The organism is Mesorhizobium sp. IMUNJ 23033 (assembly GCF_044778005.1).
Lineage (GTDB): Bacteria > Pseudomonadota > Alphaproteobacteria > Rhizobiales > Rhizobiaceae > Mesorhizobium > Mesorhizobium amorphae_A.
On sequence record NZ_JBJACT010000054.1, the window covers coordinates 1 to 23598 of the forward strand.

Here is a 23598-nt window from a genome sequence, read left to right on the forward strand (position 1 = left end):
CGATGCCGGTGGTGACGCCACAGCCGATGTAGCAGATCTTGTCGAAGGGGGCGTCGGGGTTGACCTTGGCCAGCGCGATCTCCGGCAGCACGGTGAAGTTGGAGAAGGTCGAGCAGCCCATATAGTGAAAAATCTTGTCCTTGCCGATCGAGAAGCGCGACGAGCCATCGGGCATGAAGCCTTGCCCCTGCGTGGCGCGGATCGCGGTGCACAGATTGGTTTTTCTCGACAGGCAGGACGGGCACTGCCGGCATTCCGGCGTATAGAGCGGAATGACATGGTCGCCCTTCTTGACCGAGGTGACGCCCTTGCCGACATCGACGACGATGCCGGCACCCTCATGGCCGAGGATGGCTGGAAACAGGCCTTCGGGATCAGCGCCCGACAGCGTGAACTCATCGGTGTGACAGATGCCGGTCGCCTTGATCTCGACCAGCACCTCGCCATCGCGCGGACCATCGAGGTCGACCTCCATGATCTCCAGCGGCTTTCCGGCGGCGACAGCGACAGCGGCGCGCGTTTTCATGTGTGTTCTCCAATTTCGACGACATCGGCCTGCGAACGACAGGCCGGTTCTTCACGGCTCACGATACGCCGGCCGCCTGCGCGAGCTTCACCTTGTGCCAGGCGATGATGTCCATCAGTTCCGGCGAGAACGCGTCATAGGCGGGAATCCCCGCCTCCGCCAGCGAGCCGCGCACGCTGGCCATGCTGGTCGCCGGCATCCCGGTTTCGACGAGCGAAGACACAAAGGCCGCGAACTCGATCTTCGGCTGGCGCTCATCCGTCGCCAGTTCGGGATGCACGAATTCGAGGCCATAGAAATGGTGATCCGGATCGGACACCTTGCCGACCATATGCGTCCCGCAGGACCTGCAGCGGTGGCGTTCGATTTTCTGCGTGGCGTCCACGGCCTCGAGCTTGTCGCCATGCGCCTTCACCTCGACGCAGCCCGCCGGCACGACCGCGATCTGCGCGAAGGCGGCACCGGCAGGCTTCCAGCATTTCGAACAGCCGCACAGGTGATTGTGCGCCACGGCCTGATCCACCGCGATCTCCACCGGCTCGCTGGCACATTTGCAGCGCGCAGTGAACGCGCCGACCGGCGCAGCCGATATATCCCGCTCGACGGCCGGGTGCAGCTCGACCGTCTCGCCGCGCAACGCTTCCGCGCGTGCCTTCAGCGCGCGGTTCAAGTCGTGATAGGCCGTTCGCAGGTTGGTATCGATGCTGGGCCAGCGCTCGTCAGCCATCGGACCGTCGAATATCTCGTTGTGGCGTACCCGCGTGCCGCCATTCTCGGTCGGCTCCAGGATGAAAATGTGTTCCGCGCTGAACACGCCGCCAGGCGCCTGGCTCAGCCAGCGAAGTTCCCGCGCGCCCACGATGCGGGTGATGGTCGGCGTGACCTCGCGCTCGGGGACATTGGGCTGGCGCAGCGTTCCGACGACGCGCTGACCGACGGTCGTGTGCCCGCGCAACGCCGGCAGGGCGGGGTTCCATTCGGGGTAACGCCCGATGTCGTCCAGCACGGCCCACACGGTCTGCGGCGGCGCGTCGATGACGATCTCGGTTTCAAGCAAGCGCATGGGGCATCCTCATTCGTGGAGCAGATGTGTTGGCGTGCGGCAGTGCGCTAATGCGCTGCCGCCGCGGCGGCGTCGCCGAGGTAGGCGCTCATGACCTTTGGATCTTTGAGCAGGTTTGGCGCCGTGTCTTCGCCGACGAACCTTCCGGTCTCGATGAGGTAGCCGCGATCGGCGGTCTTGAGGCTCAGCCGCGCGTTCTGCTCGACAAGCAGGATGCCGAAGCCTTCGCCGGCGATGGCGGCCAATGACTTGAACAGCTCTTTGGACAGCAGCGGCGACAGTCCGAGAGAGGGCTCGTCCAGCATCAGGATGTCCGGTTTGGACATCAGCGCCCTGCCGATCGCGACCATCTGCTGTTCGCCGCCGGACATGGTCTGCACCAGTTGGCGAGGGCGTTCGGCAAGCCGGGGGAACAGGCCGTAGACGAAATCAAGCATCTTGCCCGCACCGGCTTTCGCGCGCCTGGCATGGCTTCCAAGCCGCAAATTCTCCACCACGGTGAGTTCGCCAAAGATGCCGCGGCCTTCCGGAACCAGCGCGATCCCCTCCTCCACCATCAGATGGGCGTCGAGTTTCGTGACATGCTTGCCGTTCATGACGATGCTTGTGCCGGGCTCCGTCCCGACAAGCCCGGCGACGGCGCCGAGGAAGCTGGACTTTCCAGCGCCGTTGGCGCCCAGGACAACGCAAATCTCGCCCTTGGAAACGCGCGCGGACACACCTTCGAGCGCGACGTGCCTTCCGTAGCGGACACCGAGATTGGACACCTCAAGCATCGTCGTCTCCCAGATAGGCGCGGACGACCTCCGGGTCGGCCAAGACATCGGCCGACCTGCCATCGGCGATCTTCGTGCCGGAATTCATGACCACGCAGCGTGAACAAAGCGAACGGATGGCATCCATCACGTGCTCGACCATGATGATCGTTCGGCCCTGGGCGCTGATCTCGCGGATGAGTTCTATGCCGACCCTCAACTCGCTCGGGTTGAGGCCGGCGAGCCATTCGTCGAGCAGCAGGACATGAGGGTTCCCCGCAAGGGCACGGGCGAGCTCGATCCTCTTCTGGTCGATATAGGTCATCGCCGCGACGGGAACCTCCTCGCGGCCTTTCAACCCGACCCGCTCCAGCAGATCGCGGGCGAGCGCAAGCGCCTCGGCGCCCCAGAGCCTGTTGTGCCCGAAGACAGCGCCGGCGACGACGTTCTCCAGCGCGCTCATCGACGGCAGGACGCGCACCAGCTGGAAGGTTCGGGCGACCCCGATGCGGGCGATCTTGTGGGCCGGACGCCCGGCGATGGGCTGACCGGACAGCAGGATATTGCCCGACGTCGGCGATAGCGCCCCCGATATGAGGTTGAGCATCGTGGTCTTGCCCGAGCCGTTCGGGCCGATCAGTCCCAACAGTTCGCCCTTGGCGACTTCGAAACTTACGTCGTTGACGGCGACAAGGCCGCCGAAGGCTTTGCGTATCCGATTGATGGTCAGGAGAGGAACGTTCATCTGCCCTCCTCGACAGTCGTCGTCAGCAAGCTCTTGTCGGTTGGGCGACGGCGGAACAGGCTTTCCAGCTGTCCCGTGACGCCGTCGGGAAGCACATAGACGATCGCCAGAAATGCGAGTCCCATGATCACCGCCGTCTGGTTCGGGAAGTGGCCCGAGATGAAGTCCATCACCACGGTGAAAGGAACGACGCCGACCAGGGGTCCCCAAAGCCGGCGCGTGCCGCCGAGCAGCGCCATGATGACGACGAGGAAGGACGTCATCGGATTGAACGCCGCATCTGGTGTGATGTAGCTGTAGCGGGGCGCCATGATCGCGCCGGCCACGGCAATGAAGGCCCCTGAAACGGCGAAGAGGATGATCCTGGCGCGAGCGGTGTCGACGCCGACATGACGCGCCACGGCTTCGTCATTGCCGATGATGCGCAAGGCCAGGCCGAGCCTGGATCTGTTGATGAGCCAGCCGGTCAGAAAGACGACAACCGTCAGCGCAAGCAGCATCCAGTAGAGATGCGTCTCGGTGAAATCGGTGAAGACGTAGAGCCCGATCGTGCCGCCGAAATTGGTCTGCACCCAGGTCACGATCTGGCCGAGGAGTTCGGCAAGGCCGAGGGTGAAGATCACGAAATAGACCCCTGAGAGCCTGAGGGTCGCCAATCCGACCAGCGTGGCCAGCAAGGCGCCGGCGACGACCGCGATGAGGATGAGCGCAGGGAAAGGCAGGACGTCGATGAAGATCGCGACCGAATAGGTTCCAACCCCGAAGAAGGCGGCGCTCGCCAGCGAGACAAGATGCGTCGGCCCGGAAAAGAGCGCCCAGGCCGTGCATATGGCGGCATAGAGCATGATGTTGACGCTGAGCGACAGCCAGAACCCCTCGGTCACCAGGGGGAGGAAGGCCAGCACGGCCGCGCCGGCAAGGCCGGCGCCAAGAGCCAGGAGCTCGTTGCGCGGGATGTTCATCATGCCGGCCGCTTTCCGAAGATGCCCTGCGGCCGGAACAGCAGAACGACGATGAAGAGGGCGTAGTTTGATGCCAGCGTCAGTCCGGGATCGAGCAGGCTGGCGACAATCGTCTCGGTCACGCCCAGGACGAGAGCGGCAAGAACCGCGCCGCGCACGTCGCCGACACCGCCCATGATCACGATGATCAGCGCCTTCATGGTGAAGATCACGCCCATAGACGTGTTGAACGTGTAGAAGGTCGACAGCAGTGTACCAGCGCAGGCCGTGATCGCTCCTCCGAGCGCAAAGGCGAAGGCCGCGGTCTTGCGCACGTCGATCGCCACGAGCCTCGCCGCGCGCGGATCGACGGCGACGGCGCGAACCGCCGTGCCGCGGTCGGTGCGATAGAGGAAGACGTAGAGTGCCGTGGCGATCACGGCGGCGGCGACAAAGGCCACGACGCGGTTCAGGCCGAACGAGTCGCCCATGATCGAGAAGGGCTGGGCGAGGAACTCGTAGTTGAAGTAGGACCCGCCGAATGCCTGCAGCATCAGCCCCTGGAACAGGAACAGCAGTCCGAAGGTCGCCAGGATCGAATCGACCTCGAGCATGCCGCGATTCCTGGCCCGCTTCACCAGTGGCTGCATCAGCCAGGTGTAGATCAGCCAGTTGACGACGAAGGCGCCGGGGCCGATCACCAGCAGGCCCAGCAGCGGATTGATCCCGAAGCCCGTATACAGCCAGAAGGTGACGAAGCACGCGGCAACGAGCGTCTCGCCATTGGCGAGGTTCATGATCCGCGCCACGCCGTACTGGAGCGTGAGCCCGAGCGCGATGAGCGTATAGGTGCCCCCAAGGAGCAAGCCTGTCAGCAGGATGAGCATTGTACTCTCGCAGTCACGGGCCCGGCGTCACAAGGACGCCAGGCCCCTGGGGAGGATCGGATCAGTTGCTGGGCCAGGCGGGCTTGAGCACCGGCGGCTGCGCGCCCTGGAGGTTGCCGGTCGCCCTGACGCCATGCACGACGCCATCGCTCCACTGGCCGACCGTCCAGTTGTTGTTGTTGATGTTGTTGTCGAAGTGGACATCGCCGATGACGGTCTTGAACGTGCCCGACTGGATTTCCTTGTTGAGCGCTTGCTTGTCCAGGCTGCCGACGTGCTCGACGGCCTGCTGCAGGATCTCCAGGCTGGCATAGGCCACCGGGCTCGCCCACCAGTCGGCTTCCTGACCCGTCACCGCGAGGTGCTCCTTGCGGTAGGCCTGGAAGACGGGATCGCTCGCATTGACGCCGCCCATGATCAGGATGCCGTTGGCCGCGGCGCCAAAGCGCTTTCCGTATCCGTCGAGATTGCCGCCGACGCTGACGAAGAACGCCTTGACGTCGAACTTCTGCAGTTGCGCCTGCTCGGTGAGAGCGAAGCTGTCCGGTGGATAGGAATAGGCGACGAAGGCGTCGGGGTTGGCCGCCTTGGCGCCGGCGATCACCGGAGCGACGTCCTGGTTCCCAAGCGGATAGGAGGTCTCGTAGACGATATCGAAGCCGGCCTGCTTGAGCGCGGGCTTGCCGGTCTTGATCATCTCGAGGCCGAAGGCATCGGAAACGTTGACCACTGCGACGCGGTTGCCGATCTTGCCACCGTCGCGCAGATCCTTGAGCGTGCCGACGATGCCGTCGGCGATGCCCTGCGCCGGGCCGAGCAGCCAGAAGGTGTTCGGCCAGCGCTTGACGAATTGATCGAGATCGTTGGCATTGCCGGTGGAGACGATCTGCGGGTAGCCATATTTCGCGATCAGCGGAGCGGTCGCGAGATTGAGGCCTGTCGAATAGGGCGGGATGATCAGGTCGACCTGGTCCTGGGTGGCCAGACGCTGGATGTTCTTGACCGCCTCTTCCGGCGACGACTTGTCGTCATATTCGACGATCTCGATCGGCCTCATCTGATCGCCGACCTTGAGGCCACCGGCCTTGTTCACCTTCTCGGCCCACAGCTTGATGTTCGGCCAAAGCACGCCTGACGCGCCGCCCGCAAGCGGACCGGTCTTGGATGCGCTGACGCCGATTCTGACCGGGTCCTGCGCAAAGGCCGCGCTGAACGTGCCGGCAGCCAGGGCCGCCGAAAGCATGAGTACGTTGAAACTGCGTCGCAACATCGAAATTCCTCCCAGTTCTGGTTGTGTTGGCCTCCCCTCGCCTCCCAGCGAGTTGGTCGACCGATCCCCTAGCGAAACTGCTTAGGCCATTTTCCTCCGCGATCCAGCAAATTTCGTAAACTTACAGATTTTCGTTATTTTCTCCCAGTGACGATATTCTCGGTCAGCCCGTGGTGCCGACGTTGGCCCCGAACGTTTCTGATTGGCCGCATTGCGGAAAACCGGTTCCGCAGTGCATCATTTAAGATACTTTATAGTATGTGGATACGCTAACGAATGTCAATGCCGAGAAGTCTACCGGTTCATCCTATTTGTCCGCCGCAGGCGACACGAAAGGCCTTTGCCTCGCCCGGGCGCAGCCTCATTTCGCGGCATTCGCCAAGACCTCGAGTGCCAACACCGGATCCGCGACCTGAGCGGGATCGGGGCCGGCCGATATGGCAAGGAGGCGCTTGCCGATCAGATAGTCGCGCGGCGCATTCAGCCCATCGACCGCGACGAGCTGCCCTTCGCGGTAGTACCAGTGCGACCGTCCCGGTCCCGCCCCCTGCCTGACGACCACCGTATCGTCCGGCCGCGACAGGCCGGCGATCTGCAGCTTGAGATCGAACTGATCCGACCAGAACCACGGCTTTGGTCTGTAGGGCTGGCGCGCGCCCATGATGTTGCGGGCGACCAGGTCGGCGCTGTCGATCGCGTTGCCGACGCTCTCCATCCGCAGCCCCCCTTCGGGCAAGGAAAAATTGGCGCAATCGCCGGCGGCCCAGATGAAGGGGTCGCCCGTGCGCCCGTACGCGTCGGCGGCGATGCCGTTGTCGATGGCGAGACCCGCCTCAGCCGCCAACGCCGTTTGCGGCATGCCACCGATTCCCGCCACGACGACATCGGCGGCGACGATCGTGCCATCGCTGAGCCTGGCGCCGGAAACCCGGTCCGTGCCCAGCAACTCACCCACCGATTTGCCGAGATGAAACGCCACGCCCCTGGAGCGGTGGAGCGCCTCGACCGCTGTGGCGGTTTGCGCCGAGGCCACCCGCGCGAGCGGGCGATCGGCGGCTTCCACCACATCCACCGTCATGCCGAGCCCGCGCGCGACGGCGGCGATCTCGAGCCCGATATATCCGCCGCCGATGACAAGGAGCTTGCCGTGCTTTTCGAGCGTCGGCCGCAATTGATCGATGTCGGCGAGCGTGCGGATGGTGAAGATGCCCGCAAGACCGCGCGAAATCGCCTGCGGCAGCTTTCGGGCGGTGGCCCCGGTTGCGAGCACCAGACGATCGTAGTCAAGCATGGCGCCATCGGCCAGACACACACGCCGCCGCGCGCGGTCGATGGATGCGACGCGCGTCCCCAGTCGCAACGCGATGCGGTTCCTGGCGTACCAGTCCTCCGCTTTCAGCTTCAGCCGGTCGCGTTCAAGTTCGCCCAGAAGATAGGTCTTCGACAGCGGGGGACGCTGGTAGGGAGCATCCGGCTCCTCCCCGATCAGGGTGATCGATCCCGCAAAGGCATTCGCCCGCAGCTTTTCGGCCGTGGACAGGCCGGCCTGCCCGGCACCGACGATGACGATCCTGCTTTCGTTGCCAGGCCTGGCCGCGGCGGGATGATCGGCGTCAAGGGACATGATCAGCCTCAACCGCTAGGCGGCCGGAACGCGGACGGAAATATTGTCCAGCGCGTCGCTGACCTTGATCTGGCAGCTCAGCCGGCTTCCGGGTTCGCGCGGCGCCTCGGCGAAGTCCAGCATGTCGTTTTCATGCTCGCTGATCGGTCCGAGCGCCAACATGATTTCCTCGGGAAGCACGACATGGCATGTGGCGCAGGCTGCCGAGCCGTTGCATTCGGCGATGATGCCCGCAACGCTGTGTTCAAGCGCGGTTTCCATCAAGCTGCGGCCGTTCTGGGCCTCAACGGCGAGCTCCGCGCCGTCCGCGGAAAGGAACCTGATCGTTGGCATGACTCTCTCCCTCAAGCGTCCCAGACAACGGGCATGTGCGTGGGGCCACGAAACACCCAGCCGCGGATGCGGACGAGTTCCGGATCCTTGAGCCGGAGATTGCGCAGCCGCTCGAACACCATCGGCACGGCGATCTGGCTCACCAGCGCGCGCGACACCCACGTGCCGGCGCAGAAATGCGATCCGGCGCCGAACGCCAGGTGGGACTTCTTCTCCCGGAAGACATCGAACTTCTCCGGATCGCTGAAACGGCGGTCGTCGTGGTTGGCGGCGCCGACGCACAGACCCACCTGCTCGCCCTCGCGGACCAGCGTGCCCGAGATCTCGACATCGCGGGTCAAACGGCGAGGGTACATGCCGATCGGTGAGATCCAGCGCACCGCTTCTTCGAAGGCCTGCCCCCAGAGCGAAGGCTCGGCACGAACGCGCGCGAGTTGGTCCGGGTTCTGCAACAGGCCCAGGATCAGCGTCAGGATCGAGTCGCGGGGCTCGTTCAGTCCGCCGCCGATCGCGACCTTGATGTTGGCGTAGATCTGCTCGACCGTCTGCGCAGGATCAGCCTGGAGCATCGAAGACAGCATCGAAGGATTTGGATTGTGCCGATGATGGGGCAGCATCCTGTCGACGGCGCTCTCGACGCCGCTGGCTGCCTCCTTCGCCTTGCGCGCGATTTCCGGGTTGTGCGAGTAGTTGCCGGAACCGTCAATCAGCGACTGCGACCATAGCGCCATCGTCCGCCAGTCGACGCCGTCGAAACCCAGTATGTCGGCCAGCGAGCGCGCCGCGATCGGCGCGGCGAGTTCCTCGAAAAGTTCGGCCTCACCCTTGTGCTCGATCTGCGAAATGACGTCGTCGCAGATGGCCCGCATGGGGTCGGCCCAGCACCGCTTGACCACGCCGGGACGCAGGCTCGGATCCATTGCCGCCCTTCCGCGGGCATGGTCCTCGCCGTCCTTGCGCATCAGGTTCGGCCCGATCACCGTGTTCAGCAGTGACTGCGGATTGACGGAGGAAAACGTCTCGGGATCGCGTTCGATGGCCATCACGTCGTCGAAGCGCGTGACCATCATGATGTTGGCCGCCTCGACCTTGACGACAGGCCCGAGGTCGCGGACGCGTTTGAAGACTGGATACGGATTGGCAAGCAGGTCTTCGAACGAGACGTCGTCGACCACTTTCACGGCTTCGTACATGGTTTCCTCCCTGGTCGGGAAACGAGGTACGAAATCCACGTGTATTCAGCAATGCGATGAGTTAGATAGAGGTCATCGAAAATTTGCATGGAGGAGAACGGCCGTGCTGCCCGACGAGCTTGCCAGTGTTGACCTCGCGGCCTTGCAGACGCTTGTTGCTGTCCAGGATCGCGCCTCGTTTTCCGACGCCTCCCAGCTTCTTGGCGTCAACCAGTCCACCATAAGCTACGCCATCAAGAGGCTGCGAAAGGCCTTCAACGATCCGCTGTTCGTCCGCCAGGGCAATTCGATCGTGGCAACCGACAAGGGCGAACAGCTCGCCCAGCAGGCGCGCGGCATCCTTGAGCAGATGGCCGCGCTTTCTTCGCCGTCGGGCTTTGACCCAGCCACGGCCGAAGGAAGCGTGACGGTGTCCTGTAACCACCACGAGCGCATGTTCGTCATTCCCGACTTCGTGCGCCGGGCGCAGAAGGAGGCGCCGAAAGCGACGATCCACATCTTCGAGTCTGCCGTCGACGGCAAGCAGCAGTTGAAGCAGAACACATGCGACATCGTGCTGGGACCGGTCGCGATCCTCGGTGACATCTACTACCGCAGGAAACTGTTCACCGATCACTACGCCTGCGTCATGGACCCGGCGCACCCGCTGGCGCGGGGAACGCTGACGCTCGACCGCTACTGCGCCTCGCGTCATGTCGCGGTCACGCACAACGGACGCTGGGAGGCGCTCTATTTCGCCGCGCTGCGCGCAACCGGCGTCGAGATGGAGCCGGAGGTCACCGTGTCGAGCCACGACATACTGGAGCGGCTTATTCCAGGCTCGGAGCTGGTGGCGACGATTCCGTATCGGCTGGCGCGTCGCCTGTCGGACAGGCTCGCCTTGCGCCCTTTCCCGATGGATGTCTTCATCCAGGTCGACATCTACTGGACCGAGCGTACGCACCACTCAGGTCTGCACCGCTGGGCCCGCCAGATACTTGCAGAGGTCGCCGAAAAAAACCTCGGCGGCGGGGACGCGCACGAGGCAGGAGGAGCCGACCACTTACCGGGCCGACAGTACCGACAGTAGGCCCGGAGAGACGTCGGCGCCGCCCAACGGAGTGCCGGTGGGCGGTGCGTGCGACGCGGCCTATGCCGTTGTCGCACCAAGCATGACGACCGAGACCGTCACGGGCTCGTCGAAGGGATTGCGCCAGGCATGACGCGCGCCCTGCTGCACGACCGTATCGCCCTGCTTCAGCTCAACGGTCTTGCCGTCGTCCAGCTCGAGGACAAGCCGGCCCTTGACGACGGTCACGTAGTCGACCGTCGGCGTCTGGTGCATGCCGGGATTGTCCATCTCGAAGCACTCGGCGATGCCAGGCGCGGCCTTCAGGTGCTCCGGACCCGCCAGTTCGGGCTTCCAGTCGGGCGACATCATCACGCTGTCCGGCGGAAAGGTGATCATCCAGAACACCGATCCTCCGACCGAAGCCAGCATCGTGCCCTCGCTTGCCATCGGATCGGCACCGCCCCGTTTGGCCAGGTCCGGCGGCCCGTCGACCTTCCACTGCGGGGAAGAAACGAAACCGGGCGTGTGCCGCAGCGCCATCTCGCGCGGCGAGGCGCCGTCGCTGATGAATACCGATTTTCCTGCGGCGTTCTTTCCGGTGACGACGCGGCGAATGCTCATGTCTTATCCTCCCAAGGAATAACTCAGATACCATTCGGTATCAGCATACTACGATGCATTCAACTATGGATGGATCACAAAATTCGAGAAGCCACCATGACGCACGGCAATGCCCGAAATGGCCTCGTTGACCTTCTCCATCGGCGTCGCATGGGTTTCCAGGAGGTCGAAGCTGACCTTGCCGATCCCGACGAGGTCAGCCATTTCCTGGCCCTCGGATGTCGTCAACCATGCCGAACCGATAAGACGCTGGTTGCGGTCCATCATCATGTGCACGTCGATGGGAACCGCGCCCATCACAGCGCCGATGTCGACGGCGATACCGCCGCGACGCAGCGCCCTGAGACCCGCCAGGAAAGGTTCTTGCGGCGTGCCCGGCCCGTTGCAGTCGATGAAGGCGTCGACCCCTTCGCCATGCGCTGTCCTGGAACGGGCCCATTCGTCGGGCGATCCGTCGTCCAGCGAATGCGTCTCGATAATGCCGGGAGCAAGCGCTTCGATCTCCTTCAGCAACTTCCTGTCGCGACCGGTGCCGAGAAGCTTCTTGACCCCGAACGACGGACCGAACACCGCGATCGATATGCCGAGCGTGCCGGAAATGCCGTTGACAAGGACCGTGTCGCCGGGACCGACCTGCGCCTTCTTCAGAGCGGAATAGCCAGTGCCCATGTAGCCGAGCCGTGCCGCCTGGTCGAAGGTCATGTTGTCGGGAAGCGCCACGATCGCCGATGCCGGAGCGGCCATGTACTCGGAAATGCCGCCGACCGGGTAATCTCCAAATGTCTGCAGCGCGTCATGGCTGAAGCCGAAATACCCCTGGAAGGCATAGTGGCGGCAGGAGATCGTGTCGCCGCGCCGGCAATGACGGCAAGAGCCGCAGGAGCGCCCCGGATTAACGTAGGCGCGATCCCCAGGCTTCAGATTGTGGACCTGGCTGCCGACCGCAGCGATCTCGCCAGTCGGGTCAAGACCGAAGATCGCTGGCAGCGGCGGCTGCGGCATGTGGGGAAACCAGGTCGGCCACAGCGCCAGGATGTTGGCGAGGTTCGGCACGATGCCGCACGATCTGACGCGAACGAGCACGTCCATCGACCCAAGCTTCGGGACCGGCACTTCCTCGATCCTCAGCTGGCCGCCGATCTCGTGCATGCGCGCGGCCTTCATCGTCTGCGGAATTGCTGTCACGTCGATACCTCCCGTTCGCTCAAACCAGTGCATGCCGAGCTTCTCGTCGTGCACATGGGCCTCCTCCCGAGGCCAGATCGGTGGTCGCACATTTTTTTCGAAATATCAATCTTTTTTCGTAACTTTATCGTGACGAGCAAAATCCGGTTGCACGCCCAATCAGCAATCAGGCCATTTCGGCTCGAGATCGGCTCGCTCTGCCACCGCCTTCCGACGACTTGCATATTTTCGAAAATCCGATTTACTCTGAGCAAGAGGTACCTGCCTTCATGGCACGTCCCAAATGGGTGAGCCTTTGAAATTCGCTTCTTTCGTTGATCACTTTGATGCCGGCTATGGAATCGTCGAAGGTGAAACGATCCTGCGCCTGGATTCCGTTCCTGGCGCGCCACGGGATCTCAAAGCCTATCTCGAGAGCCGGTTTCCCGACCTCGCGCCCGACGAGCGCGATCTCGAAGCCATCCGGCTGTCCGAAGTCAGCCTGCTCCCTCCGATTCCCAACCCGGGCAAGATCTTCTGCGTCGCCACCAACTTCCACGAGGATAGCAAACCGGCGCCGCAGTTCCCGCTGCTGTTCACGCGGCACGCGGAAGCACAGGTCGGTCATGGAAGCGCGATCCTGAAGCCGGCGGCTTCCGAGAAGCTGGATTTCGAGGGCGAGCTGGCGGTGATCATCGGCCGCCGCGCCCACAAGATCGCGCGCGCCGAAGCGATGGCATACGTCGCCGGCTATGCATGCTTCAACGAGGGCAGCGTACGCGACTGGCAGAAACACTCGAGCCAGTTCACGCCCGGCAAGAACTTCTACCAAAGCGGTGCGTTCGGCCCGTGGATGGTCTGCACGCGCGAGATCCCGGACCCGGCGCGGCTGCTTCTGGAGAGCCGGGTCAACGGCGCGACCAAGCAGTCGATGGCGATCGACCGCATGATCTTCGACATCCCCTGGCTGATCTCCTACATCTCGACTTTCGCTCCGCTCGACCCTGGCGACGTTATCGTGTCAGGCACGCCATCAGGCTTCGGCGCGAGCCGCAATCCGCCGGAGTTCCTTTTCCCTGGCGATGAGGTCGAGATCGAGATCCAGGGGATTGGGACGCTGCGAAACACGGTGGCTTCAGACAGTTCCTGATATTTCGTAATAATACATTTTTTTCGAAAATTATTGCCCTCGGGCTGAGTTTGCTCTAAGGAGGTCGCCAAGGCCATGCTGCGACCGCAAGAGGAGGATAGTGATGCACCTGGTATTTGGGGTCGGTCACATAAAGCTGAATGTCCGTGACGTCGGGGCCATGATCCATGACTCGACGGAGATTCTCGGGCTGCGCGTCACCAAACAGGCGGCGGGCGAGACATGGCTGAGCTCGAACGGCCGCAAGGCCGAGCTCGTGCTTCTCCAATCCGATGAGAATTCCTGCCACACGATCGGGCTCGAAGCCCTGACCGCCGAGGCTGTCGCGGAAGCCGCCTCGCGTGTGGACGGCGCCGGCTGCCGTGTGCTCTCGCGCGAACCCAGTCTGGCCTGCTGCGATGCCGGCGTGACCTTCGCAACGCCGGAAGGACTGCGCTTCGAGGTTCACACCCCGGCGCGCGACGACATGTACAATCCGCGCTACCCGACCAACGGCATCAAGCCGCGTCGGCTCGACCACATCAATCTCATCACGCCCGACCCGGTCGTCACTAGGCGGCAGCTCTCCGAAATCTGCGGCATGCAGCTCACCGAGCGCATGGTCAACGAAGCCCTGAGCTGGATGCACGGCGGCAACCGCCAGCATCACATTCTGGGTCTGGTGAAGGGCCCGATCGGGCTTCACCACTATTCCTTCGAATTCAGCCACTTCAGCGACTACTGCCGGCTCGGCGACATTCTCGACGGGTTCGACCGCCAAGTCCTTTGGGGGCCGGGCCGCCATCGTCCAGGCGACAACACCTACGCCTACTACCTGGATGCCAGCGGCGCGATCGTCGAGTGCTCCGGCGCCATGCACACGGTAGCCGACGACGCCCACTTCGTGCCGAACGTCATCGCCAACCTGGAGCGCCCAGGAAACGTCCGCCAGATGAATGTCTGGGGTTCTCCCGCCCCTCAGGAATGGCGCGAGCACCATTTTCCATTCGCCAGGGTCGACTGATCGGGAAGGCGCGGCGGCCGGCCGCGCTTCGGCACACCGTACAAGGAATCAAGTGACGCGGCTCGACCGGGTGGGGCGCCGCTTCCGAAAGGAGATTGCCATGCAGGAAAAACTGACGTTCGAATCCGACGGCCTGAAACTGTCGGCGATTCTGCACATTCCCGACAGCCACCGTCCGGGACAGAAGCTTCCGGCGTTCATCGTCTGCCACGGCTTCGTCGGTTCCAAGGACGAGTCGCACGCCCAGATCCAGGCGGAGATGATGGAAGCGTTCGGCTATGCCGCGCTGCGCTTCGACTTCCGCTGCTGCGGCGAGAGCGAGGGCGAGCGCGCCCAGGTGCGCTGCTTCGATCAGGTCGCTGACGCGAAGAACGCGCTGACTTTCCTCGCCAGGCGTCCCGAGATCGACCCGAAGCGAATTGGCATCACCGGCCACAGCTTCGGCGCCGCGGTTTCGGTCTATACAGCCGGGGTCGACGAGCGGTTCGCCTGCGTCATCTCCTCATGTGGCTGGGGCCACGGCGAACGGAAGTTTCGCGGCCAGCATCCCACGCCGGAGGCCTGGGAGCGTTTCATGGGTCTCCTCGAGAAAGGACGTGAGCACAAGCGCACAACGGGCGAAAGCATGTGGATCTCGCGCTTCGACGCCGTGCCGATCCCGGAAAAATTGCGCAAGAACCTGTCGCCCAAGGCAATCATGGAAATCCCGACCGAGACGGCATGGAGCATGATGAACTTCAGGGCGGATGACGTGGTGGCCAACATCGCGCCGCGGCCGGCCCTGTTCTTCCATACCGCCGACGACATCATCACGCCGACCGAGCAATCCATCCGCCTGTTCGAGAAGGCCGGGCAGCCAGCCGAGCTGATGCTGATCACGGGCACTGCCCACTTCCCGCTCGCCCCGGAGGACGCGCCGCGCACCAGGATGATGATCAAGGGCTGGCTCGACAAATTCTTCCCGGCAACGCCGGCAGCTTGAGGTCAGCGCAGCCAGACCAGGAGACATTCGGCATGCCCGTCGTCCAGGAAACCGAACTTACCGATTTTGCGACCGCGCTCCTGCATGCTGCCGGCTATACGCCGGACGAGGCGGAACAGACCGCGCGGCTGCTGGTGTGGGCGAATCTGCGCGGCGCGGATTCTCACGGTGTTCTCAGGATCCCGCGCTACATCGAGATGATCAAGACCGCCGTCGTCCGCACCGGGCAACAGCCGAAGCTGATCCGGGAATTCGGAGCGACCTGCGTCTTCGACTACGCAAAGGCGCCGGGCGCCGGCGCCATGATGCACGCGGCCGGCAAGGCCGGCGACCTGGCGGAAAAGTTCGGCATCGGCTGGTGCGGCGCCCGCGCCATATCACATGCCGGCGCAATCGGTTACTTCACGACCCAACTGGCCGGCCGCGGCCTCATCGGCATCGCCATGACCGCATCGAGACCGCTCATGAGCTATTTTGGTGCAAAGGGCGAGGCGTTGTCGACCAATCCACTGTCGATCGCCGTTCCCCGGCCTGGTGGCGCCGATTCGATCGTGCTCGACATGTCCACGGCCGCCGTCGCGCTCGGCAAGATCATGGCGGCGAAGGATTCCGGCAACCCGATCCCCAAGGGCTGGGCGATCGACACCAACGGTGTCGAAACGCAGGACCCGCATGCGGTGGCAGCCATACTGCCGATGGCCGGCCCAAAGGGATCCGGCCTGTCGTTGATGATCGAAGTTCTGTCGAGCGTGCTGGTGGGCAACGCCGTCATCGCGCCGTTCCTGCGCGGTGAGAAGAAAGGCGGCTTCAATGGCCTTATGCTTGCCATCAATCCGGCGGCCTTCGGCGACACATCGTCCTTTCTCGCCTCGGTGGACAGCCTCGCCAGCGCGATCCATGCGCTCGAACCGGCAGCCGGCTCCGATGGCGTGAAACTACCCGGCGAACGCGGTTTCCAGACCGGGCGTGAGCGCATGGCCAACGGCATCCCGCTGGCGAAGGGCACCGCGGGGAATCTCGCCGATGCAGCCGTTCGGCTGGGGCTCGCGGTGCCGGCTTTCCTGCAGTGATGCCGCGCGACAGCCGCACCGAGTCCGGCCAGAGGGGTATCCCTAGATGACGCAGGATGAAGCGGACGTCATGGTGGTCGGGCTCGGCCCGGTCGGCATCACCTTGTGCAATCTTCTTGCGGCAGCAGGAGTTCGGGTTGAAGGCATCGATGCCGCTGACGACGTCTACGCTCTGCCTCGCGCGATCGGCATGGACCACGAGGTGATGCGGGTCTTCCAGAACATAGGCGCGGCCGACGCCGTTGCCGCGGCGACCGGGGAATATCGTCCATCGGAATACAGATCCGCCGACGGCGTGTTATTGCGCCGGTTCGAGTCCCCTTCCGAGCCCTGCCCGCTTGCCTGGCCGCCCTATATGACCTTCCTTCAGCCGGAGCTCGAACGGGCTCTGCGCGCCAACGGCAAGAAGTTCCCCAACCTGACGCTACGCACCGCAACGGAGCTTGTCGACCTCGAGAACCCCGATAGACCGGTCCTCACCTTGCACGACAAGGTGAGCGGCGAACGCTCAAAGCGCACCCCGCGCTATGTCGTCGGTTGCGACGGCGCAGCGAGCTTCGTCAGGCGCAGGCTGGGCGTCGCGCTGGAAGACCTCGACTTCGACGAACCCTGGCTCGTGGTGGACATGATATTGGAGGACGGGCACGTCGCGCTGCCGGAGACCAACGTCCAGTTCTGCGATCCCGCGCGCCCGCATACATATGTGCGCGGGCCTGATCGACTCCGACGCTGGGAGTTCATGATCCTGCCGGGTGAAAATCCGGCGGAGATCAATCGACCGGAACGGATCCGGCAGCTGCTTTCGCCTTGGCTTCGGCCGGACCAGGCCAGGCTTTGGCGCTCGGCGACCTACAATTTCCACGCTCTTGTTGCGCAGCAGTGGCGGGTCGGCAGCGTCTTTCTTGCCGGCGATGCCTGCCACATGACCCCGCCATTTCTCGCACAGGGGATGGTGCAGGGCATCAAGGATGCAGCCAATCTTGCGTGGAAGCTGGCCTATGTGATCGGCGGCCGATCAGAGCGCCTGCTCGACACCTACCAGGCCGAGCGCAGGCCATTCATACGTGAGGTTATCGAGATCACGAAGCGGCTGGGAAGAGTCATCTGCGAGTTGGATCCCGGCAAGGCCCGCGCCCGCAATGCCGAGATGGTAGCGGCCATGCACGCGGGCCAGGGTGTCCAGGTCCGGCAGAACCTCTTTCCGCCCATCCGTCATGGACTTGTCGCCAGTGGCGTTGACGGGTCGTCGATAGCCGGAGCCGGCGAGCCCTGTCCACAGCCGTGGGTCGTCGGGCCTTTCGACCGGATGCGGCTCGACGACGCTTTGCCACCCGGATTCCAGCTTCTCATCGCCGGTGAAATGGACCCCTCGCCCAGGCTTTTGGACAAGTCGCGCGAGGCGGGCGTCGCCGTGCATCGCGTGGCGCAGGATAGATCCTATCCTTCGCTTCTGGTGGAAGAAGACCGCGTGCTGGCGGACTGGTTGACGTCGAAGCGTGCACGCGCCGTCCTGGTGCGGCCCGACCATGTGGTTTTCGGCACGGCCGCGGATTCAGGCGAGGCCGAGCAGCTCGTGGAACAGTTGCGGACAGTGCTGGCCGCGCCCGATCCACAAATCGTACCGGCGTCGTGACTGCCGGAAAGCCCGTCGACCAGAACGAGCCAGAGGCCTGGAACGCCTATTTGCGGGAGGCTTGGTGCTTGGTGTGGCGGTAGAGGTGGGCCTGGTGCATCGAGGTGAGTGTAGCTCTTACCATCTCGCCCGGAGAATCGTCCTTCATGAAGCTGGAGAGGCCGCCATAGATCAGCTCGAGGACGACGCCGCCCACATAGAGTGGTTCGATGTCGGAACCAAAAGGAAAGAGCTTTCCGGACAGCAACCGACCCAAGCCCTCCCACTGGTCCTTGAACAGGCGCAGATGCCGCTCTTCCAACGTGTTGTCCCGGCGGGCGATCCGCAGCAGGTCGATGGCAAGCGTTCCCCACCGCTTGTCCTTCGCCCGCTGATTGGCCCAATCGCACATCGCGTCGATGATCGCTTTCGGGTCATCGTAGCCGTCGAGCAGGCCGGCGAGTTCGACCACGTCGCCGCCGGCATGGCGCTCAAGCAGTTGAAGGAATATCTCTTCCTTTGTGGCGAAGTTCGAATAGAAGGCGCCCTTCGAATATCCGGCCTCTTCCGCGATGCGTTCGATGGTCGCGCCAGAGTAGCCGTCGCGAGCCACGACCTCGCTCGCAGACAGCAAAAGCTTCTCGCGGGTCAGAGCCTGGCTCTGTTCGCGTGTTAGTCGTGCCATCTTCTGTCCTTCCAGCCCATTATCTGGATACCTTTGGTATCCGAATCGACCGAAGGTTAGAGGGCCGAAACAATACAGGCAAGCGCCCAGAAAATCGGATATTCGGGGCCCATCAGCTGCCAGCGCCAGTGCGGGCCATAGATACGCACCACCGCATAGCCTGCCCCCAGCAAGACAGCCACAGCGCACGCGGCCGCCCATCGCGGATGAATGTTGAACACCATTCCAACGGCGGCAAGAACCTCCAGCACTATCGTCAACACGATGAAAGGCTTTCCAGGCTTCAGTCCGGCGGCCTCGAAGGTCTTCGTCGCCTTTTCGAAGTTCCTGATCTTTCCGACGAGATGCGGAAGGAACCAGAGCCCGCACAGAATGCGCAGAAGATCGATTGGCGTCAGCGTAAACTCCGGCACTGATCCCTCCGTGTAGGACGGTGAACGGGCCTTCGATGCCCTTCATCTGTCCTTGTTGCCTGGATGGCGCGACGTTCTCTCATTCAGCGAGCGAAGTTCGCGCGGCGAAAGCGTTCTTCGCCGGGCCAACCGGCACGGCATACGCCGAGATCTCCTGCAAATGCTGTCGTCAGTGGTAATCGGCTCTTGCGTCACCCAATCCAGATACTGTACGGTATCTGCAGTCCGATGAGAATGTCAATGAGGCATCTCCGCGAACCGACATATTGGGAGGAACAGAGATGACGATCATGATGCGGGCGGCACGGCTGCATGCCGTGAACGAGCCGATGCGTGTTGAGGAGGTAGCGAAGCCGGTGGCGTCCGGCACCGATGTGGTCGTCGAGGTCAAGGCCTGCGGGATGGTGCCCAACCTCGCGAACGTGCTGAACAACTGGGAAACCTGGTACCCACATCAGCCGCTGCCAATGAAGCCGGCGATCTTCGGCCTCGACCCGGCGGGCATCGTGCACCAGGTCGGCAACCAGGTCGTGGCGATCAAGCCTGGCGACCGCGTCTACGTCAATCCGCTACGCTCCTGCGGTGCATGCCATGCCTGCGTCAGCGGCCATCAGGCGAAGTGCGAGTACTTCACCTTCAATGGCTATTTCGGCTTCAACAAGAACAGCCTGGATATCTACAAGCGCTATCCGGAAGGCGGCTTCGCCCAGTTCATGTGTGCGCCCCAGAATGCGATCGTCAAGATCCCCGACACTATGACCTTTCCTCAGGCCGCCCGCATGGGTTACCTCGGCACATCCTATTCCGCGATCAAGAAGTTCGGCATACCGACCGGCAAGTCGCTGATCATCAACGGCGCGACGGGCACGCTGGGCGTCGGCGCCACTCTCTTCGCGCTCGCCATGGGTGTCTCGACGGTCTATGCCGTGGCCCGTGGCAAGCCCCTGCTCGAGCGGCTGAAGCAGCTTGCCCCGAACCGGGTCCAGACATTCTCCAACCAGGACGGCCAGGTCGCCGACTGGGTCCGCTCGCAGACCAACGGTATTGGCGCCGACTTCATGCTCGACTGCCTCGGCGCAGTCGCCGACGTCAATGCCATGAAGGACGCCATGATGGGGGTCAGGCGAGGCGGCCGCATCGTCAACATCGGCGGCACCGGCAGCGACATGCTGTTCAACACCAAGTGGTGGATGGACAATTCGATGGAGCTGATCGGCTCGGCCTGGCTGACCACGGCCGAGGGCATGGAGATCGCCGAGATGGTCCGCTCCGGCACGATCGATCTCTCGGTGCTGGAGGCCAGGACGTATCCGCTCGAGCAGATCAACGAGGCCATCAACGGTGTCGCTTCCGGTGACGGCGGCTTCACCAACTACGTGCTCGAACCGTAGGCGTGGCAATCGGCAGCGGCGGACTTCAGCGTCCGCCGCTTGCCGGATCGCGTCGCGAAGAGAATCGAAATGATCATTGACTGCCACGGCCACTACACGAGCGAACCGCAGGACCATCATGCCTTTCGCAAGGCGCAGGTCGAGTTCGTCGAGGGCGCGCGCGACGCAAGGCCCGCCTATCCCGGCATTGCAGACGACGTGCTCAGGGCAACGATCGAACAGAACCAGCTGCGCCTGCAGCGCGAACGAGGCTCCGACGTGACCATCCTGTCGCCGCGGGCCTCGGGGATGGGCCATCATATCGGCGGCGCCGAGACCAATGCCGAGTGGTCGCGCATCTCCAACGACTTGATCGCCCGCATCGTCGACATGTTCCCAGCCAACTTCGCCGGCGTATGCCAGTTGCCGCAATCGATGAGCGGCGACCTGAAGCCGGTCCTTGCCGAGCTCGAGCGTTGCGTCGCCGAGCTCGGCTTCGTCGGCTGCAACCTCAATCCCGATCCGTCTGGTGGCTTCTGGTCGGCGCCGCCGATCCACGACCGCTACTGGTACCCGCTCTTCGAAAAGCTGGTCGAGCTGCAGGTGCCGGCCATGATCCATGTCTCCGGCTCCTGCAGCGCATGCCTGCACACGACCGGCGCGCACTACATCAATGCCGATACCGCTGTGTTCATGCAGCTGATCCAGGGCGACCTGTTCAGCGCGTTTCCCGATCTCAAGCTGATCATTCCACACGGCGGTGGTGCGGCGCCCTATCACTGGGGACGCTATCGCGGCCTGGCGATGATGCTGAACAGGCCCGGACTGGGCGAGCACCTGTTGCGCAACGTCTTCTTCGACAGCTGCGTCTATCACCAGGCAGGCATCGACACGCTGTTCCGCGTCGTTGGTCCGGCCAACATCCTGTTCGGGTCCGAACTGCTCGGAGCGGTCAAGGCCATCGACCCGGAAACCGGCTTCGACTTCGACGACACGCGGCGCTACATCGACGCGCTTTCGCTCGGCGAAGCCGAGCGGCGGGCCGTGTTCGAAGGCAATGCCCGCAAGGTCTATCCAAGGCTTGATATGCGACTGAAGGCGCAAGGGCGCTAGCGAGCCCAATGATCACCGTTCGGGCGCGGGCCAGAGGCCGCGCCTCATCTTTCCGGGAGAAACACCGATGGCCAGAGTCGTCACCAAGACCGAGCGCACGCCGATCGAGACCTGCGAGGCTCTTGGCCAGCTTGGCGTGGCCACGGTTCACGAGGCGCAGGGACGGACGGGCCTGCTCGCGGCTCGGCTGCGCCCCATCTACGATGGCGCCAGGATCCGCGGCAACGCGCTGACTTGCGAAGTCGCGCCGGGCGACAACTGGATGATCCATGTCGCGCTGGAGCAGGCGCGGCCAGGAGACATCCTCGTCGTCACCCCGACCTCGCCCTGCGAGGATGGCTATTTCGGCGACCTGCTGGCCGAGTCGGCCAGGGCGCAAGGCATCAGGGGCCTGATCATCGACGCGGGCGTGCGCGATGTCTCGACGCTGCGCTCCATGGCTTTTCCGGTCTGGTCGAAGGCGATCAGCGCGCAGGGCACCGTTAAGGAGACGCTCGGCAATGTCCAGGTGCCGATCGTCTGCGCCGGCGCCCACATCCGGCCCGGCGACGTGATCGTGGCCGATGACGACGGCGTGTGCGTGGTGCCGCGCGAAACCGCTGCAAAGATCCTCGAAATCGCCCGCAAGCGCGAGGCGATGGAAGAAGAAAAGCGAGCGCTCTACGCCACCGGCAAGTTGAGCCTCGATGTCAACGATATGCGCGAGCGTTTACGGCGCAAGGGCCTCGTCTACGAACAATAACCGCCTCGCTGGTTGCGCGGCTGAACAAAGGTAGGCGATCCAGCCGTGCCTGTGCGCGACCTCGCTGAGCCGTTTCGTCAGTGGTATGCCTTGTGATAGTTCCCCGAAGAATCGGTGGAACGGTCAAAGCCGCCCACAACATACCCACTCGCCCGGAGTCGGTAGCCAGGGTGCCATCTGCTTGGAGAGTGAGATCAGGACGCCGAGTGATGGATCACCTTGACATCCGAAAAGGCAGCCTCTGGCAGCCCGTTTCATCGCCGGCTTGATAGGGGAATGTGGTGCTCTGTTTGCTTTTCCAGAAGGGGGGTTCGAGTCCACGTTTTGGGCCCGTTGATAAAAATATAAAGAAATCAATATATTAGACTGGTGTTATGGTAGGCCCGGAGGGCGTACTAAAGCCTTTGATTTCATTGAGTTTTTCGTGGACCAAAATTTAGAAGTCTTCCCGTATCGTTCCGCATGGTTCCGTAACGCCTTCACACTCAAATTTAGCTACGTCTATCCCCATATTGAACCGCACCCAGCACCCAGCCAAGACGCCGAGTGCCGCGCCACGCCTTCCAGGCAGCGGCGCAATACCGCCCGTAGCCGACCTTCACGAGCAGCCCTTCTTCGCACATCCGAGAGAGATAGCAGCGTGGGATGCCGATGTCGGTGAGATCGCGGGTCCGCACCTCGCCGCGCTCTTGCGCCAGAGCAACGGCGCGATCCCGCAGCGATGGTGGCGCACCTGCAAGGCGTAGTGCTTCTGCGCGGTCCCGATCACGTTTTCGCATTTGATGCGGCCATGGCGCGTCTCGGTGTAGCGGTATGGCGAATTCGTATTTCGCTGCTTCGTCGGTCCCGGCGAGCCACCGCCTTTTTCTACGCCATGGTGCGATAGTGCGCACCAGCGCGCGACTTTTCCCTTCGCTTCGATCTCGTTAGTTCTGCTTCCAGAGTGTCAGAGCATCGAGGACCGATGAAATCAAGCGCAGAATAGCGGCCTCGCCTGCCCACGCCTATTCCTCGCAAGCCGCAATCGCAGAATCGGCGGCTACCGCGTGGAAATACTAATGATCGGCAGCTTTGCGCCGCATGTCGGTCGTAGAGACAACTTTTGTCGATTCCTGAAAGCAGATGAGGTGGATGGCTCCCGCTCCCGGCATCACAGTGCCACAGTGGGTTTGCTGTCAGGCAACCCGAGCTAAGGAGCCATCCGCCATGCAGATTACCACCGTGGGCCTTGATCTGGCCAAGCGCATTTTTCAAGTTCACGCCGTCGACGCGTCTGGAGACGTTG

General features: G+C 63.2%; 24 protein-coding genes. 9 read left to right on the forward strand and 15 right to left on the reverse strand.

The window, feature by feature from the left end:
* The 10 genes from ACFX5Q_RS33245 to ACFX5Q_RS33290 form a co-directional block, all read right to left on the reverse strand.
* On the reverse strand, positions 1 to 526 hold a 526-nt coding region (locus tag ACFX5Q_RS33245; protein WP_404284614.1), incomplete at its 3' end, for an alcohol dehydrogenase catalytic domain-containing protein.
* A gap of 58 nt (positions 527 to 584) precedes the next feature.
* Positions 585 to 1589, reverse strand: coding sequence for an SRPBCC family protein (locus tag ACFX5Q_RS33250; protein ID WP_404284616.1), 1005 nt, complete (start codon positions 1587 to 1589; stop codon positions 585 to 587).
* 47 nt (positions 1590 to 1636) lie between these two features.
* A complete protein-coding gene (locus ACFX5Q_RS33255) occupies positions 1637 to 2365 on the reverse strand; it encodes an ABC transporter ATP-binding protein (RefSeq protein ID WP_404284618.1) in 729 nt (242 codons plus the stop codon).
* Positions 2358 to 3089 (reverse strand): ABC transporter ATP-binding protein, encoded by a 732-nt coding sequence (locus ACFX5Q_RS33260; protein WP_404284620.1) that lies wholly within the window; start codon positions 3087 to 3089, stop codon positions 2358 to 2360. Before ACFX5Q_RS33260 ends, ACFX5Q_RS33255 begins: the two co-directional genes overlap by 8 nt.
* Positions 3086 to 4054 carry a branched-chain amino acid ABC transporter permease gene (locus ACFX5Q_RS33265; protein ID WP_404284622.1) on the reverse strand — a complete coding sequence of 323 codons (969 nt, stop codon included), beginning with the start codon at positions 4052 to 4054 and terminating at the stop codon, positions 3086 to 3088. Before ACFX5Q_RS33265 ends, ACFX5Q_RS33260 begins: the two co-directional genes overlap by 4 nt.
* On the reverse strand, positions 4051 to 4917 hold the full coding sequence (locus tag ACFX5Q_RS33270) for a branched-chain amino acid ABC transporter permease (protein WP_404284624.1): 867 nt from the start codon (positions 4915 to 4917) through the stop codon (positions 4051 to 4053). The genes ACFX5Q_RS33265 and ACFX5Q_RS33270 overlap by 4 nt, the downstream gene beginning before the upstream one ends.
* Before the next feature lie 61 nt (positions 4918 to 4978).
* Entirely contained in the window at positions 4979 to 6187 is a 1209-nt protein-coding gene (locus ACFX5Q_RS33275; RefSeq protein ID WP_404284626.1) for an amino acid ABC transporter substrate-binding protein, read from the reverse strand.
* A gap of 361 nt (positions 6188 to 6548) precedes the next feature.
* Positions 6549 to 7811: an NAD(P)/FAD-dependent oxidoreductase gene (locus ACFX5Q_RS33280; protein ID WP_404284627.1), complete on the reverse strand. Its 1263-nt coding sequence runs from the start codon at positions 7809 to 7811 to the stop codon at positions 6549 to 6551.
* Positions 7812 to 7826: 15 nt separating this feature from the next.
* A complete protein-coding gene (locus ACFX5Q_RS33285; protein ID WP_404284629.1) occupies positions 7827 to 8144 on the reverse strand; it encodes a 2Fe-2S iron-sulfur cluster-binding protein in 318 nt (105 codons plus the stop codon).
* Between the two features lie 11 nt (positions 8145 to 8155).
* On the reverse strand, positions 8156 to 9337 hold the full coding sequence (locus ACFX5Q_RS33290; RefSeq protein ID WP_404284631.1) for a cytochrome P450: 1182 nt from the start codon (positions 9335 to 9337) through the stop codon (positions 8156 to 8158).
* A gap of 103 nt (positions 9338 to 9440) precedes the next feature.
* Here ACFX5Q_RS33290 and ACFX5Q_RS33295 point away from each other — a divergent pair, with 103 nt between their 5' ends.
* On the forward strand, positions 9441 to 10406 hold the full coding sequence (locus ACFX5Q_RS33295) for a LysR family transcriptional regulator (RefSeq protein WP_404284632.1): 966 nt from the start codon (positions 9441 to 9443) through the stop codon (positions 10404 to 10406).
* Between the two features lie 60 nt (positions 10407 to 10466).
* Here the strand turns inward: ACFX5Q_RS33295 and ACFX5Q_RS33300 are convergent, their stop codons facing one another.
* Together ACFX5Q_RS33300 and ACFX5Q_RS33305 are read right to left on the reverse strand one after the other, a co-directional pair.
* Entirely contained in the window at positions 10467 to 11009 is a 543-nt protein-coding gene (locus tag ACFX5Q_RS33300) for a cupin domain-containing protein (protein ID WP_404284634.1), read from the reverse strand.
* 63 nt (positions 11010 to 11072) lie between these two features.
* Positions 11073 to 12227 carry an alcohol dehydrogenase catalytic domain-containing protein gene (locus tag ACFX5Q_RS33305; protein ID WP_404284656.1) on the reverse strand — a complete coding sequence of 385 codons (1155 nt, stop codon included), beginning with the start codon at positions 12225 to 12227 and terminating at the stop codon, positions 11073 to 11075.
* Between the two features lie 262 nt (positions 12228 to 12489).
* On the opposite strand from ACFX5Q_RS33305, the gene ACFX5Q_RS33310 reads away from it, so the two are divergent.
* The 5 genes from ACFX5Q_RS33310 to ACFX5Q_RS33330 all read left to right on the forward strand — a co-directional run bounded on the left by ACFX5Q_RS33310 (position 12490) and on the right by ACFX5Q_RS33330 (position 18011).
* Positions 12490 to 13323 (forward strand): fumarylacetoacetate hydrolase family protein, encoded by an 834-nt coding sequence (locus ACFX5Q_RS33310; protein ID WP_404284636.1) that lies wholly within the window; start codon positions 12490 to 12492, stop codon positions 13321 to 13323.
* A gap of 103 nt (positions 13324 to 13426) precedes the next feature.
* Positions 13427 to 14326 (forward strand): VOC family protein, encoded by a 900-nt coding sequence (locus tag ACFX5Q_RS33315; protein ID WP_404284637.1) that lies wholly within the window; start codon positions 13427 to 13429, stop codon positions 14324 to 14326.
* Positions 14327 to 14426: 100 nt separating this feature from the next.
* Entirely contained in the window at positions 14427 to 15308 is an 882-nt protein-coding gene (locus ACFX5Q_RS33320) for an alpha/beta hydrolase (protein ID WP_404284639.1), read from the forward strand.
* Positions 15309 to 15340: 32 nt separating this feature from the next.
* The gene (locus ACFX5Q_RS33325) at positions 15341 to 16378 is read left to right on the forward strand and encodes an Ldh family oxidoreductase (protein WP_404284640.1); all 1038 of its coding nucleotides are present in this window, start codon (positions 15341 to 15343) and stop codon (positions 16376 to 16378) included.
* A 46-nt stretch (positions 16379 to 16424) separates the two neighbouring features.
* Positions 16425 to 18011 (forward strand): bifunctional 3-(3-hydroxy-phenyl)propionate/3-hydroxycinnamic acid hydroxylase, encoded by a 1587-nt coding sequence (locus ACFX5Q_RS33330; protein WP_404284642.1) that lies wholly within the window; start codon positions 16425 to 16427, stop codon positions 18009 to 18011.
* A 46-nt stretch (positions 18012 to 18057) separates the two neighbouring features.
* Here ACFX5Q_RS33330 and ACFX5Q_RS33335 read toward each other — a convergent pair whose 3' ends face one another.
* Together ACFX5Q_RS33335 and ACFX5Q_RS33340 are read right to left on the reverse strand one after the other, a co-directional pair.
* Positions 18058 to 18675 carry a TetR/AcrR family transcriptional regulator gene (locus ACFX5Q_RS33335; RefSeq protein ID WP_404284644.1) on the reverse strand — a complete coding sequence of 206 codons (618 nt, stop codon included), beginning with the start codon at positions 18673 to 18675 and terminating at the stop codon, positions 18058 to 18060.
* Positions 18676 to 18731: 56 nt separating this feature from the next.
* Positions 18732 to 19088 (reverse strand): DoxX family protein, encoded by a 357-nt coding sequence (locus tag ACFX5Q_RS33340; RefSeq protein WP_404284646.1) that lies wholly within the window; start codon positions 19086 to 19088, stop codon positions 18732 to 18734.
* 281 nt (positions 19089 to 19369) lie between these two features.
* Here ACFX5Q_RS33340 and ACFX5Q_RS33345 point away from each other — a divergent pair, with 281 nt between their 5' ends.
* The 3 genes from ACFX5Q_RS33345 to ACFX5Q_RS33355 all read left to right on the forward strand — a co-directional run bounded on the left by ACFX5Q_RS33345 (position 19370) and on the right by ACFX5Q_RS33355 (position 22313).
* Positions 19370 to 20479, forward strand: coding sequence for an alcohol dehydrogenase catalytic domain-containing protein (locus ACFX5Q_RS33345; protein ID WP_404284648.1), 1110 nt, complete (start codon positions 19370 to 19372; stop codon positions 20477 to 20479).
* Between the two features lie 69 nt (positions 20480 to 20548).
* Positions 20549 to 21571: an amidohydrolase family protein gene (locus tag ACFX5Q_RS33350; protein WP_404284650.1), complete on the forward strand. Its 1023-nt coding sequence runs from the start codon at positions 20549 to 20551 to the stop codon at positions 21569 to 21571.
* 67 nt (positions 21572 to 21638) lie between these two features.
* Entirely contained in the window at positions 21639 to 22313 is a 675-nt protein-coding gene (locus ACFX5Q_RS33355; RefSeq protein WP_404284652.1) for a 4-carboxy-4-hydroxy-2-oxoadipate aldolase/oxaloacetate decarboxylase, read from the forward strand.
* A 491-nt stretch (positions 22314 to 22804) separates the two neighbouring features.
* On the opposite strand, the gene ACFX5Q_RS33360 is transcribed toward ACFX5Q_RS33355, so the two are convergent.
* Entirely contained in the window at positions 22805 to 23092 is a 288-nt protein-coding gene (locus ACFX5Q_RS33360; RefSeq protein ID WP_404284654.1) for a type IV toxin-antitoxin system AbiEi family antitoxin domain-containing protein, read from the reverse strand.
* Positions 23093 to 23598: the final 506 nt, after the last annotated feature.